This is a genomic window from Pseudomonas sp. o96-267, assembly GCF_003935465.1.
In the GTDB taxonomy this organism is placed as follows: Bacteria; Pseudomonadota; Gammaproteobacteria; order Pseudomonadales; family Pseudomonadaceae; genus Aquipseudomonas; species Aquipseudomonas sediminis.
The window spans coordinates 29,526-42,107 of the sequence record NZ_RHQP01000026.1; the positions used below are offsets into that span (position 1 = coordinate 29,526).

Genomic DNA, 12,582 nt, shown 5'->3' on the forward strand with positions numbered 1-12,582 from the left:
CGACGCAACGTAGCCGAGCATAGCACGCTAGGTTTAAAACGTGAGCCTCCCGAGGGAGCCATTAACGCACAGAATAGACCTAGGAGCGCCGGCGAGCATTCCACCAGATATAGCAAAAAGCGTACTGCGTCGCCGGTGCGCCCAGCACCGTCAATCACGCTCTCACATCACCTGCACACCTCCATCACCGCTGCCACCCTGGAACACTAGCGGGAAAAGAGGACAGATTTATTTACTGGGCAACAGTCCGCTTCTGGCCGGTTAGCGTCCCTTTCCCGGGCTAACCATGATCGTTCCCACGCTCTGCGTGGGGATGCAGCCCTCGATGCTCCCGCGTCTACCACGGGCAGTTGCGTGCTGCGCTGCGACGCAGAGCGCCATGGGCTTGCTTCCAAGCCGGGCGCGGGAGCCATCGTACTCCGGTCACAGAGCTGAGCGGCCACGAACCCGCTTGCAAGGCTTTCATGTAGCCCGAAGCCCAAGCATCGCAACGCTCTCCTCTAGGCTAATGGCTGAGCGATGGACGCTGAACAGAAGATCAGCCGCTCCACACGGCATCAAAAGCAACAACGGCCACGCCGCAAAGTGGACCATTCATTAAGCCTTTAATTGGATCAATACCTTAATCCTCTTAACTGCCTTAATTGAGCAGACCTTACCGACTCCCCCATCCATAAAGGGTACTGCTCTATGACTCGTCTTGACTGGTTTGAGGCTTCACCCGCTGCAGCCAAAGCGCTGGGAGGGCTGCACCATTTCGTCACCACCGGAACGAACCTGCCGCCTCAGCTCATCCATCTCGTGTTCTTGCGGACATCGCAAATCAATGGATGCGCGCACTGCATCGATATCCATTCGCGAGATCTGATTAAGGGAGGTATGTCAGTAGATAAGCTCGTTCTGGTGCCGGTCTGGCATGAGGCCGCGCATCTGTTTTCCGAGCAGGAACGTTCCGCCTTGGCCTGGACGGAAGAAGTGACGATGGTCAGCGAAACGCATGCTTCTGACGAGGCCTATGCCGCAGCATCGTCCGCATTCAATCCGAAAGACCTGGTCGACCTCACGGCCGCTATCGCAGCCATGAACGCGTTCAACCGCATGGGCGTCAGCTTTCGCTTGAGCCCTGCTGCGAAGGCGTAAACCGGAAAGGGGTGGATTCATTTAATCCTCCCCTTCCCAATTGCCGCTCTCTTAGATCGCCGCAGCCGTCACTGCCCTGGAGCGCCAGGCAAACCCCAGCACCATCAGCAGTCCCAGCCCGGCCATCGCCGCGCCAGCCAGCGAGATCGCCGGGTAGCCTAACCCCGCCTTGATCACCGCTCCGCCCAGTGCCGCGCCGATGGCGTTACCGAGGTTGAAGGCGCCGATATTCACCGCCGAGGCCAGGTTGGGTGCTTCCTTGGCCGCTTCCATCACGCGCATCTGCAGTGGCGGCACGATGGCGAAGCTGGCGATGCCCCAGATCAGGATGGCCACGGCGGCCGGCAGCGGCCAGCGCATCAGTACGGTGAAGGCCAGCAAGACCAGGATCAGCGCACTCAGCGAGACGATCAGGGTGCGGTCGACGGAGCGATCCGCCGCCTTGCCGCCCCACACATTGCCCAGTGTCAGGCCGATGCCGTACAGCACCAGCATAGCGGTGATGAAGGCGGTGGACGCCTGGGTCTCGCTGCTGAGGATCGGCGCGATATAGGTGAACACGGTGAACATCGCGCTGGAGCCGATTACGGTCAGAGCCAGTGCCGCCAGCACCGGGCCACGGCCCAGCACGCGGATTTCCGCCAGCACGCCGTCGCTCTTCGGCAGCGGCACGTTGGGCAGCGCGAACCATAGCGAGACCATCGCCAGCACACCGAGCCCAGTGATGCCCCAGAACGCCGTGCGCCAGCCAAGTACCTCACCGAACCAGGCCGCCAGCGGTACGCCGCCGATGGTCGCCAGGGTCAGACCCATGAACATCGCTGCCACCGCCCCTGCGCGCTTGTCTGGCGCGACCACACTGGCGGCAACGATGGAGCCGACGCCGAAGAAGGCGCCGTGGTTAAGCGAGGTCACCACCCGCGCGATCAGCAGGCTGTAGTAATCGGTGGCCAGGGCCGACATCAGGTTGCCCAGGGTGAAGATGGCCATCAGCCCGATCAGCAGGTAGCGCCGGGGAATCTTGCCGGTAGTCAGCGTCATCAGTGGCGCGCCGAGCAACACACCCAGCGCGTAGGCGCTGACCAGCAGGCCGGCAGCAGGAATGGAAACGCCGAGATCGCTGGCAATGCCCGGCAACATGCCCATGGGGGCGAACTCGGTAACGCCGATGCCAAAGGCACCGATGGCGAGTGCAACGAGTGGTGGATTGATACGCATGGAAAGGCTCCTCATCTATGCCGCGAATGCTAGGATCCAAACCTTGGCGGCGGTAGATGGCATTTCTGGCAAACACCTTTGCTTACGGAGCACAAATGGATTTCAACGGCAGGTCAGGCGACATGGTGGTGTTCGCCACCGTGGCGGAGGAAGGCAGCCTGTCGGCCGCCGCACGTGCACTGGGGCTGACGCCCTCGGCGGTCAGCCGGATCATCGCGCGTACCGAGCAGCGCCTTGGCACACGCCTGCTGCTGCGCACCACCCGCGCGATCACCTTTACCGCCGAGGGCGAGGCGTACCTGCGTGGTGCACGGCGCATCCTTGCCGATATGGCGGAGGTCGAAGAAGCCATCGCCGATCAGGGCGTGCCACGGGGCCGCTTGCGCGTGAGTGCCGCGCTCGGCCATGGGCGGATGACCATCGTGCCGCTGGTGGCGGCCTTCAGCGCGCGTTACCCGAACATCACCGTCGACCTCAGCCTGGGCGACGAAGTGGTCGACATTCTCGGCGGCCAGGCCGACGTGGCCATACGCTTCGGCCATCTGCCGGACAGCCCGTTGACCGCACGAAAAGTCGGCGAAACCGGCCAAGTGGTGGTGGCCTCCCCCGACTATCTGCAACGCCATGGAACGCCGCAGCGGCCGGAAGACCTGCTGCAGCACAACTGCCTGCGCTTCAACTTCCGCCGTGCCGAACCCAACTGGCCGTTCATCCGCGATGGCCAGGTGTTCTCGCTCAAGGTCTGCGGCAATATCGAATGCAGCAGCGGCGAGGCACTGGCGCAATTTGCCCGGGTCGGCGCCGGCATCGCGCGCATCGGTGAATTCAGCGTGGCCGAAGACCTGCAGCGCGGCGATCTGGTGCCGCTGCTGCAAGCCTTCAACCCCGACGACCGGGAGCCAATTCATGCAGTGTTCATCGGCGGCCCGACAATGCCAGCGCGGGTGCGGGTGTTCGTGGATTACCTGGTGGAACAGCATCGGATGTAAGCGGGTCACCCGACTACCGAGACACTAGCGCCCGGTGAACCCGTTCTCGGTCACTTCATAGGCGCGCATGTCATTGCGAGTGATCGCCTTCAAGTCGCTCCTGACCGCATCGGCTAGGTCCTGTGTCGACCGAGATGACGATGAACGTACACGTGCCTCCTCCAGCCACAACGCGGTGATTATCAAGCGTATCTCGGACTCCTGCTGGAGCTCAGGCCCACTCTTGCGAGCCAGAGGGGACCGCTGCAGCCCGCCAGCGGTCTGCCGGAAAATGGCTGCTGTTTGCGCCTCCGACAACGGGCGCCCGTTAGCCAACTCCCAACCGACGGCTAGGAACAGCGCCGTAGCGCCACTGAGAGAATTCTCCGGTAGGCCGCGTTTCTTCAGCTCTTGCCGGTATATGGCGCGAGTGCCTGCAGTTCTTACCAGAGATGACGGGTCTTTCATCTGGAACTGCACCGAGACCATCTCGGACAGGCGCTGTGCGACACCCTCTTCGATCTGGCGGCTCAAATCACCTGAACGAGTAAAGGACAGCGCGGCAGGCTCTTCCGGTCGAGCCCGCGCAGAGGTTTCAGACTCGTCATCGTCAGCGCCCTGGCCGGCTGCCTCCTGGGCATTCCGAAGAGCGGCCTGGCCTAGAATACCGTTGCCCCAAATACCGATATTCACCTGTGCCGCGGCAGGGCCGACCAGAAACATAACGCCCAAGGCGATGGCGTGGATGCGTAGAAGATGCATGGCATATTTCCATTAGTCTCGTCGTAGAGAACAGAGCGACCGATCCCTACCGCTAACAAAAAAGGAATGAGCACTGAATCAGACCAGCCACACCGAAAATAAATCAGTCGCTTTTCCTGGTGACTCTCTCCCTGCGAAACCCGCACTACATCTGCATTTCCGCCAAGGCTCTACGCAATGGCGCGTCTGATATCTGTATCGGCCCATGGAAAGGAATATCCATGTCCAGAACCAGATACACGGAAGCGGCAATCAGCAGCGCAGACAAGGCGAACATGCCAATCACCATCGGGTTGTTCGGCGCGCGATAGCCAAAGCTGGCGTAGATCAGCGTCATCCACGCGACAAGCATGCCGATGAGTGGCATCGGTATCGTCCCTTCGGACTGCTCCACGATTCGCCAGCGCTGTTCTATGAGTGAGTGGTACTGCTGACGAAGGTCGCTGAGCATGGTTTCTTGATAACGGGTTTCGGGCTTGATGGCAGCCAGGACCACACCGATCTCATCCAGAAACTGAGTAGCGGGGCTCGCTCGATGCTGCAGTGCTTCATCGCCGCGATAAGGATTGGCGATAGCGTGCTCCACGTAGGCGGCCAGGTGCTGGCGCGTGTCCTGCGCCTTGTCACCGTAGGTCTTCAGTGTTCGATCGAAGATCGATCAGGCTGGTTGCATAGGTGTGCATGTTGCTGTCGATCGCTTCGAAAGTGTTCTTGGCCGAATTGATCATCAGGCCGAACACCAGCGAGGTCATGACCACAAAGATGTTGGCGACCAGGCGAACCACCGTGTTGGTTTCTTCGTCTCGGTGGCGAGCCGAGAGTTTGGGATACCAATGCATCATGAGCAGGGATGCCGACAGCAGACATACGAAGACACCCGCAGCGATCCAGACCGATTCCATATGTGCGCCTTTTCGCTATACCGCCAGAAGATCGTGGCTCAAAACGCTGAAGCGTCAACTCGGATGCTTCGACCTTCAAGTCCACTTTGATCAATGCCACGCTCTACACGTGCTCCAGCATCCGCGTACTGGTAGCAGCACGGAGAGCGTCATGGACGCGCACTCGCGTAGTGTGGGTGAGATCGAAAACAGCCTCCCACAGTTCAATCACTCGGCACCCTGCTGCGCCAACCCCGCCAACAACTTGCCGTGTAAATCATGCAACGTGCGCTGCTCGGCAGCGGTCAATCCTGTGAGCACGCGCTGCAGATTGGCCACATGGGCCGCGAGCATACCGTCGATCAATTCGAAGCCAGCTGGGGTCAGCGCCACCAGCACGCCACGGCGGTCGGACGGATGCTTGCGCCGCTCGATCAGCCCGGCCTTTTCCAGGCGGTCGATACGACTGGTCATGCCGCCCGAGGAAATCATCGCGCTCTCGTACAACGCTGTCGGCATCAACGCATAGGGCTCACCCGAGCGACGCAGGGTAGCGAGCAGGTCGAACTCGCCGGCCTGCAGCCCGTGTTCGGCGAAGAACGGCAACAGGTGATCGCGGCTGATCACCTGGCTCAGCTCAGCCAGACGGCCAATCACCGCCATGGAAAAACCATCCAGATCCGGGCGCTGTCGAAGCCACTGCTCGGCAGCCAATTGTGCGCGGTCTTGCATGCTGCCCCTTTTATCTTGCTATCAAGATACTTTTCAAAAAGAATGTTTGCATCGTAACGCATCCATCCTCAGGAGACAGCTGCATGCCCGGCTCCCAATTTCGTCCTGTTCTCGCCTTGTCACTATTGGTGACCATCGGGGCTCTGATGGGACTGACCAGCATCCTGGTGAAACTGGCCGGCAACGTCGGCTGGCCGGCCATGGCCTACCTGCTCTGGAGCTTGCTGGGCGGCGGTTTGCTGCTGTTGCTGTTCACCTGGATACGCGGCGAGCGCCCCGGCATCAGCCCCGGGTTGCTGGGGTATTACCTGGCCTCCGGGCTGCTCAGCATCGCAGTGCCGAATGGTTTGCTGTTCAGCTCCATCGGCCATGTCGGCGCCGGGTTCGCCTCGATGTGCCTGGCCTTCCCGCCTCTGATCACCTACCTGCTGGCCCTGGCTTTGCGCATGGAGGGACTGAGCCGCATTCGTCTGCTGGGCATCTGCATCGGTCTGGCCGGCAGCCTGCTACTGGCACTGGGTAAGCTCAACGCCGGTGACAGCCCCCTGCTGTGGGTGCTGGCGGCGCTCTGCGTGCCCGTGTTTCTGGCACTCGGCAACATCTACCGCGCCCGCTACTGGCCGCAGGGCGCCAGCCCACTGTCCCTGGCCCCCGGCATGCTGCTCGGCGGCGCACTGCTGCTGGTGCCGCTGGGCCTGTTCGGCGTCGACCTCGCGCCGCGTTTGCAAGGTACTGCGGCCGTGGGCCTGCTGGCCTTGCAGATGCTGCTGTTCGCGGCCGTTTATGCGCTGTTCTTCGTTCTACAGAACCTGGCTGGCACGGTATTTCTCAGCCAGATCGGCTCGGTAGCGGCGATCACTGGCGCGGCCATCGCCATCGGCCTGCTCGGCGAACAGGGCAGCTTGTCGATGCTACTGGCGGCGCTGTGCATCGTCGGCGGCGTGCTGCTGGTGGCCTGGCGGGGCGCGCAGGATGCCAAGGCATGAAGCGCCAGACACTGTTGCTGATAGCCATCGTCCTGCTCGGCCTGAACCTGCGCCCGGTGTTGGCGGCCATCGGCCCGCTGCTCGACCGCATCCAGCTCGACACCGGCCTGGATCATATCGGCGCCAGCCTGCTGACCAGCCTGCCAGTCGTCATCATGGGCCTCGGCGCTCTGGCCGCCGGCCTGCTGCGCAAACGCCTGGGCGAGCGCAACGGGATTTTCGTGGGCGTACTGTTAATCGCCCTCGCCTGCCTGACGCGCGGCGTGCTACCCGACTCCAGCATCCTGATCGTCACCGCATTGCTGGCCGGCGCGGGGATCGCTTTCGTGCAGGCGCTTGTGCCGGGCCTGATCAAGTCGCGCTTCGCCGCGGACAGTAGCCGGCTGATCGGCTTCTACAGCTGCGCGATCATGGGTGGCGCGGCCTTCGGTGCGGCGCTGACGCCCTGGCTGGCGCAGTCGCTGGGCTGGTCATGGGCGCTTGCGAGCTGGACGCTGCCGGCCTTGTTGGCAACCGCGCTCTGGCAACGCGCAGCCCCCAAGCAAGCGCTGGCAGCATCGGCCGATGTGCCTCAGTTGAACGTCTGGCGTTCACCCAGAGCCTGGCTGCTGATGAGCTTCTTCGGTGTCGGTACCGCCGGCTACACCCTGGTGCTGGCCTGGTTGCCGCCCTACTACACCGGGCTGGGCTGGAGCGCGCAGTCGAGCGGTCTGCTGCTGGCGGCGCTGACGCTGTGCGAGGTGTTCGCCGGCTTGCTGGTATCGAGCCTGCTACCGCGCTACCCGGATCGGCGTGTGCTGCTGGCGGTAGTATTGGTTGCGCTGCTGGTCGGCCTGCTCGGCCTGATCTTCGCGCCGCTGCAGTTGGTGGTGCCGATCTGCATCCTGCTGGGTATAGGCATCGGTGCGCTGTTCCCGCTGTCGCTGGTGGTAGCCCAGGATCATCTGGACGACCCGCGCCAGACCGGCGACCTGCTGGCCTTCGTGCAGGGTGGCGGCTACCTGATCGCCGCCACGGCACCATTCCTGGCCGGCCTGCTGCGCCAGTACACCGCCGACCTGCGCCTGAGCTGGCTGGCGATGGCCGTAGCCACCCTGGTGCTGCTGGCCATGGCAACGCAGTTCAAGCCGGGCAGCGGACGCTTCCATACGACGCCCTCCGAACCCAGCGCGTAGGCCGGCCTCACGAGCGAAGCGAGTAGCCCGCCAGACCATGCCACGCCTGGCACCAGGGCAACCACTCGAAACTCCAGTGGCGTACGCTTCCGAGCAGCAGGTGCGCCGGTGCGCCCTACGGCCCTATTGTCCGTACACCGGAAAGCGCCGGCACAGTTCGGTCACGTCCTGGCGCACTCGGTCACGCACGGCCACATGTGTTTCCTTGTCTGCCACCAGGGCATCCAGCACGTCGCACAGCCAGCCGGCCAGGCGCTCGCATTCGGCGATGCCGAAGCCGCGCGTGGTCACGGCCGGCGTGCCGATGCGCAGCCCCGAGGTCACGAATGGCGAGCGTGGGTCATTGGGCACCGAGTTCTTGTTCGCGGTGATGTGCGCGTCGCTCAGGGCTGCATCCGCCTCCTTGCCGGTATAGGGCCGGTCGGACAGGTCGATCAGCATCAGGTGGTTGTCGGTGCCGCCCGAGACGATGCGATAGCCACGCTGCTGCAGCACAGCGGCCATGGCCCGGGCATTGCTCAATACCTGGCGTTGATAGGTCTTGAACTCGGGTTGCAGCGCTTCCTTGAAGGCGATCGCCTTGGCGGCGATCACATGCATCAGCGGGCCGCCCTGGATGCCGGGGAATACCGCGGAATCGAGCCGCTTGTAGAAGTCCTCGCCCTGCCCCTTGGCCAGGATGATGCCGCCGCGCGGGCCGCGCAGGGTCTTGTGGGTGGTGCTGGTGACCACATGGGCATGGGGCAACGGGCTGGGGTATTCACCCGCCGCCACCAGGCCGGCGACATGCGCCATGTCCACCCAGAAAATGGCACCCACCTTGTCGGCGATGGCGCGCATGCGCGCCCAGTCCTTGGGCCGCGAATAGGCGGAGAAGCCGCCGATCAGCATTTTCGGCCGGGTCTCCAGGGCGATGCGCTCCATCTCGTCGTAGTCGATCAGCCCGGTTTCGGGGTTCAGGCCATAGGGCACGATGCGGTAATGCCGCCCGGAAAAGTTGGACGGGTTGCCATGCGTCAGGTGGCCACCCTGCGCCAAATTCATGCCCATCACGGTGTCGCCTGGGTTAGTCAGCGCCAGGAATACTGCCGCATTGGCCTGGGCCCCGGCGTGCGGCTGGACGTTGGCGTAGTCGCAATCGAACAACGCCTTGAGCCGCTCGATGGCCAGGCGCTCGGCCACGTCCACATGCTCGCAACCGCTGTAGTAGCGCTTGCCGGGGTAGCCTTCGGCGTACTTATTGGTGAAGACCGAGTGCTGGATCGCCATTACCAGCGGGCTGGCGTAGTTCTCGGAGGCGATCAGCTCGACGTGATCCTCCTGGCGGCCTTCTTCGAGGCGCACGGCCTCGGCCAGTTCGGGGTCGAAATCGGCCAGGCTCAGGGCAGCGTCATACATGGGGTTATTTCCTCGTGGGTCAGTTCGCAGGTTTCAGTAGCTGGGTAATGCGCTGGGCGATGTCGTCGATCTGCGCTTCGCTGCAGATCAGCGCCGGCAGCAGGCGGATGGTGCTGTCACGGGTCACGGTGATCAGCAGGCGTTGTTCGCTCAGTGCACGCCCCACCAGTTCCTTGCAGGGGCGGCTCAACTCGATGCCGACCATCAGGCCTCGGCCACGAATGGCGATGACGTCCGGGTGATCGCCCAGCACCTGCTGCAAACGCCCGAGCAGACGCTCGCCGAGCACGGCGGCGCGCAGTGGCAGGTCGTCGCGCTGCATGATGTCGAGCACGCTGCAGGCCACCCGACAGGCCAGCGGGTTGCCGCCGAAGGTGGAGCCATGCAGGCCCGGAGAGAACAGCTCGGCGGCCTCACCGCGCGCCAAGCAGGCGCCGATGGGCAGGCCATTGCCCAGGGCCTTGGCCAGGGTCATCACGTCGGCCGTGATGCCCGCATGCTGGTGGCCGAACCAGGCGCCGGTACGGCCCATGCCGGCCTGGATCTCGTCGAGCATCAGCAGCCAGCCATGGCGGTCGCACAGGGCCCGCAGTTCGCGCAGGTAGGCGATGCTGGCGACGCGGATGCCGCCCTCACCCTGCACCGGCTCGAGCAGCACCGCGACGATGTCCGGGTGCTGTTCGGCGGCCTGGCGCACGGCCTCGATATCGTCGTAGGGCACGCGCACGAAGCCATCGAGCAAGGGCTCGAAGCCGGCCTGCTTCGCCGGGTTGCCCGAGGCGGACAGCGTGCCGATGGTGCGCCCATGGAAGCCGTTATCCATCACCAGCACGGTGGGCCTGGCGACGCCCTTGCGTTGGCCATGCAGGCGCGCCAGCTTGAGGGCCGCCTCGTTGGCCTCGGCGCCCGAGTTACAGAAGAACGCCCGCTGCATCCCGGTGAGCGCGCAGAGGCGCTCGCCCAGACGCTCCTGCCAGTCGATGCGAAAGACGTTGGAGGTGTGCAGCAGCATCCCGGCCTGCTCGGCGATGACCGCAGTGATCTCCGGGTGCGCATGGCCGAGGCTGGTGACCGCCACGCCGGCGATGGCATCGAGGTACTCCACGCCTTGCTCGTCCCACAGCAGCGCACCGCTGCCACGAACGAAGGACAGCGGTTGGCGGGCATAGGCACGCATCAGATGGGAATGAGCGGTGGACATGGATCGAACCTCACGGCAGCAGTGGAAAGGATCAGGGTTATTCAGCGGGCACGGCGCCCGGCCAGTAGTGGCTATCCGGCAATGACCGCGCACCGAAGATCGCCTGGCCGACGCGCACCACCGTGGCGCCCTCTTCGATGGCGATCTCGAAATCCCCGGACATGCCCATCGACAGCGCCTCCAACTCGACGCCGGACGGCGCGTCCTGGCGCAGTCGGTCACGCAGCTCACGCAGACGCACGAAGCACTGGCGTACCCGCTCGGCCTCGCTGGAGAACAGCGCCAGGGTCATCAGCCCGCGCACCCGCAAGGCGGAAAATGCCGGCAGTGCCTGGACGAAGGCCGCTACATCTTCCGGGGCCAGGCCGTACTTGCTGGCCTCGCCGGAGGTGTTGACCTGCACGAACACGTCCAGCGCACGGCCCTCGACCTGCAGGCGGCGATCCAGCGCCTCGGCCAGGCGCAGGCTGTCCAGCGCCTGGAATTCCGTGGCAAAGCGCGCCACCAGCTTGGCCTTGTTGGTCTGCAGGTGACCGATCACCGACCATTGCAGATCGCTCAGATCCTTCATGGCCTGCCACTTGCCATGCGCCTCCTGCACCTTGTTCTCGCCGAGCATCCGGCAACCGGCGGCATAGGCCATACGCAGGCTGGCTTCGGGCTTGGTCTTGCTCACCGGTAGCAGGCGCACCGTGGCCGGGGCACGATCAACACGCCGGCAAGCCGCCTCGATGCGCCGCTGTACCTCGGCCAGGTTGTGGCGAAAATCCTCGACCGAGGCGGCCTCGGGGTAACGCCCGTGGTTGTCGTGGTGAGTCGCTGTCGCGCCAGGTACCGGCATCAGTTCGCCTCCTTGTTCAAGGGCAGCTCTACCGCCGAGGGCTGCGCCACCGGTTGCGACCAACGTGCGTTGAGCAAGGCGTAAGCCAGCAAGCCGATCACCAGTCCCCAGAACGCGCCACCGATCCCTAGCAGGTTGATGTTGGCAGCCGCTGCCAGAAAGGTGATCAACGATGCCTCGCGAGTCTTCGCGTCGACCATGGCACCGGCCAGGCTGCCGCCGATGGTGCCGAGCAGTGCCAGCCCAGCCAGCGTGCTGATGAAGGTCGCCGGAAAGGCCATGAACACCGCCGCCAGGGTGACGCCGAATACGCCGACCAGGATGTACAGCACGCCGGCGGCGATCCCGGCGATCCAGCGTTTGGACGGGTCTTCGTGAGCCTCACGCCCGGTACAGATGGCTGCAGTGATCGCGGCAAGATTGAAGGCATGCGAGCCGAATGGCGCCATCAGCAGGGAACCGAGCCCGGTGATGGTGACGATGGGATTGGCGCTGGTGGTGAAGCCATCGTTGCGCAACACCAGCATGCCAGGCATGTATTGCCCGGTCAGGGTAATCAGGAACAGCGGCAGCGCCACGCTCAGCAGCGCGTTGAGCGAAAACGCCGGCAAGGTGAATACCGGCGCCGCCAGTGTCAGGCTCACTGCCGACAGGTCGACACGCGCCTGCAACAGCAGAAAGGCCAGGCCCAGCAACAGGATGCCGACCACCGCATAGCGTGCGCTCAAGCGCTTGAACAGCAGGTAGCTGACGATCAGCACTCCGGCCAGCAGCGGATCGAGGCTGACGCTGGCGAACGCGCCGATTCCGAACTGCAGCAGGATACCCGCCAGCAACCCGGCCGCTACCCCGTTCGGAATCAGGCGGATGACCCGCTCGAACCAGCCGGACAAGCCCAGCAGGACGAAGGCCGCCGCCGAGATCAGGTAGGCGCCCACGGCCTCGGCGTAAGGCGTGGTCGCCAGCGCCGTCACCAGAAATGCTGCGGCCGGCGTCGACCAGGCGGTGATGATCGGCGCTCGGGCAATCCAACTCAGCAGGATGCCCGTCACACCCACACCAATGGAGATCGACCACACCCAGGAGGCCGTCAGCTCAGGACTGAGGCCTGCCATCTTGGCGGCCTGGAATACCAGAATGAAGGTGCCGCCGTAGTTGACGATGACCGAGATCAGCCCCGCCACGACGGGATGAGCAAGATCGCCAAAGTGGATAGACGAAGACAAAGGGTTGGCAGACATGGCCTGACAAGGACTCCTGAAAGAATGGGGAGAAGGCTT

Annotated in this window: 13 protein-coding genes; 4 read left to right on the plus strand and 9 right to left on the minus strand. The window is 63.8% G+C overall.

Annotated features, from left to right (window positions below; all coding sequences use genetic code 11):
- The first annotated feature begins 690 nt into the window (after positions 1-690).
- Complete coding sequence (locus tag EGJ86_RS17395; protein WP_125835960.1) at positions 691-1,140, plus strand: carboxymuconolactone decarboxylase family protein; 450 nt, start codon at positions 691-693, stop codon at positions 1,138-1,140.
- A 51-nt stretch (positions 1,141-1,191) separates the two neighbouring features.
- On the opposite strand, the gene EGJ86_RS17400 is transcribed toward EGJ86_RS17395, so the two are convergent.
- Entirely contained in the window at positions 1,192-2,358 is a 1,167-nt protein-coding gene (locus EGJ86_RS17400; protein ID WP_125835961.1) for an MFS transporter, read from the minus strand.
- A 95-nt stretch (positions 2,359-2,453) separates the two neighbouring features.
- On the opposite strand from EGJ86_RS17400, the gene EGJ86_RS17405 reads away from it, so the two are divergent.
- Positions 2,454-3,347, plus strand: a complete 894-nt coding sequence (locus EGJ86_RS17405; protein WP_125835962.1) for a LysR family transcriptional regulator — start codon at positions 2,454-2,456, stop codon at positions 3,345-3,347.
- A gap of 24 nt (positions 3,348-3,371) precedes the next feature.
- On the opposite strand, the gene EGJ86_RS17410 is transcribed toward EGJ86_RS17405, so the two are convergent.
- The 4 genes from EGJ86_RS17410 to EGJ86_RS17420 form a co-directional block, all read right to left on the minus strand.
- Positions 3,372-4,088, minus strand: a complete 717-nt coding sequence (locus EGJ86_RS17410) for a DUF6683 family protein (RefSeq protein ID WP_125835963.1) — start codon at positions 4,086-4,088, stop codon at positions 3,372-3,374.
- Positions 4,089-4,233: 145 nt separating this feature from the next.
- On the minus strand, positions 4,234-4,674 hold the full coding sequence (locus tag EGJ86_RS25390; protein ID WP_256672469.1) for a hypothetical protein: 441 nt from the start codon (positions 4,672-4,674) through the stop codon (positions 4,234-4,236).
- A gap of 37 nt (positions 4,675-4,711) precedes the next feature.
- Positions 4,712-4,990 carry a hypothetical protein gene (locus tag EGJ86_RS25395; protein WP_256672470.1) on the minus strand — a complete coding sequence of 93 codons (279 nt, stop codon included), beginning with the start codon at positions 4,988-4,990 and terminating at the stop codon, positions 4,712-4,714.
- A 207-nt stretch (positions 4,991-5,197) separates the two neighbouring features.
- Positions 5,198-5,701 carry a MarR family winged helix-turn-helix transcriptional regulator gene (locus EGJ86_RS17420; RefSeq protein ID WP_125835964.1) on the minus strand — a complete coding sequence of 168 codons (504 nt, stop codon included), beginning with the start codon at positions 5,699-5,701 and terminating at the stop codon, positions 5,198-5,200.
- Positions 5,702-5,784: 83 nt separating this feature from the next.
- On the opposite strand from EGJ86_RS17420, the gene EGJ86_RS17425 reads away from it, so the two are divergent.
- Together EGJ86_RS17425 and EGJ86_RS17430 are read left to right on the plus strand one after the other, a co-directional pair.
- Positions 5,785-6,687, plus strand: a complete 903-nt coding sequence (locus tag EGJ86_RS17425) for a DMT family transporter (RefSeq protein ID WP_125835965.1) — start codon at positions 5,785-5,787, stop codon at positions 6,685-6,687.
- On the plus strand, positions 6,684-7,862 hold the full coding sequence (locus tag EGJ86_RS17430; RefSeq protein ID WP_125835966.1) for a cyanate transporter: 1,179 nt from the start codon (positions 6,684-6,686) through the stop codon (positions 7,860-7,862). The genes EGJ86_RS17425 and EGJ86_RS17430 overlap by 4 nt, the downstream gene beginning before the upstream one ends.
- Before the next feature lie 123 nt (positions 7,863-7,985).
- Here the strand turns inward: EGJ86_RS17430 and glyA are convergent, their stop codons facing one another.
- Genes glyA through EGJ86_RS17450 form a run of 4 tightly spaced genes read right to left on the minus strand, consistent with a single transcriptional unit; the run spans position 7,986 to position 12,543 of the window.
- Positions 7,986-9,260 (minus strand): serine hydroxymethyltransferase, encoded by a 1,275-nt coding sequence (glyA, locus tag EGJ86_RS17435; protein WP_125835967.1) that lies wholly within the window; start codon positions 9,258-9,260, stop codon positions 7,986-7,988.
- A gap of 19 nt (positions 9,261-9,279) precedes the next feature.
- Positions 9,280-10,461, minus strand: a complete 1,182-nt coding sequence (locus EGJ86_RS17440) for an aspartate aminotransferase family protein (RefSeq protein WP_125835968.1) — start codon at positions 10,459-10,461, stop codon at positions 9,280-9,282.
- Between the two features lie 37 nt (positions 10,462-10,498).
- Complete coding sequence (locus tag EGJ86_RS17445; protein ID WP_125835969.1) at positions 10,499-11,302, minus strand: YggS family pyridoxal phosphate-dependent enzyme; 804 nt, start codon at positions 11,300-11,302, stop codon at positions 10,499-10,501.
- On the minus strand, positions 11,302-12,543 hold the full coding sequence (locus EGJ86_RS17450; protein ID WP_125835970.1) for a benzoate/H(+) symporter BenE family transporter: 1,242 nt from the start codon (positions 12,541-12,543) through the stop codon (positions 11,302-11,304). The genes EGJ86_RS17445 and EGJ86_RS17450 overlap by 1 nt, the downstream gene beginning before the upstream one ends.
- Positions 12,544-12,582: the final 39 nt, after the last annotated feature.

Excerpts from the sequence above, each read along its gene's own strand:
- EGJ86_RS17400 (WP_125835961.1), bottom strand. The coding sequence starts at position 2,358 with ATGCGTATCAATCCACCACTCGTTGCACTCGCCATCGGTGCCTTTGGC.
- EGJ86_RS17450 (WP_125835970.1), bottom strand. The coding sequence starts at position 12,543 with ATGTCTGCCAACCCTTTGTCTTCGTCTATCCACTTTGGCGATCTTGCT.
- EGJ86_RS25395 (WP_256672470.1), bottom strand. The coding sequence starts at position 4,990 with ATGGAATCGGTCTGGATCGCTGCGGGTGTCTTCGTATGTCTGCTGTCG.
- EGJ86_RS17445 (WP_125835969.1), bottom strand. The coding sequence starts at position 11,302 with ATGCCGGTACCTGGCGCGACAGCGACTCACCACGACAACCACGGGCGT.
- EGJ86_RS17395 (WP_125835960.1), top strand. The coding sequence starts at position 691 with ATGACTCGTCTTGACTGGTTTGAGGCTTCACCCGCTGCAGCCAAAGCG.
- EGJ86_RS17405 (WP_125835962.1), top strand. The coding sequence starts at position 2,454 with ATGGATTTCAACGGCAGGTCAGGCGACATGGTGGTGTTCGCCACCGTG.
- EGJ86_RS17430 (WP_125835966.1), top strand. The coding sequence starts at position 6,684 with ATGAAGCGCCAGACACTGTTGCTGATAGCCATCGTCCTGCTCGGCCTG.
- glyA (WP_125835967.1), bottom strand. The coding sequence starts at position 9,260 with ATGTATGACGCTGCCCTGAGCCTGGCCGATTTCGACCCCGAACTGGCC.
- EGJ86_RS17410 (WP_125835963.1), bottom strand. The coding sequence starts at position 4,088 with ATGCATCTTCTACGCATCCACGCCATCGCCTTGGGCGTTATGTTTCTG.
- EGJ86_RS17425 (WP_125835965.1), top strand. The coding sequence starts at position 5,785 with ATGCCCGGCTCCCAATTTCGTCCTGTTCTCGCCTTGTCACTATTGGTG.
- EGJ86_RS17440 (WP_125835968.1), bottom strand. The coding sequence starts at position 10,461 with ATGTCCACCGCTCATTCCCATCTGATGCGTGCCTATGCCCGCCAACCG.
- EGJ86_RS17420 (WP_125835964.1), bottom strand. The coding sequence starts at position 5,701 with ATGCAAGACCGCGCACAATTGGCTGCCGAGCAGTGGCTTCGACAGCGC.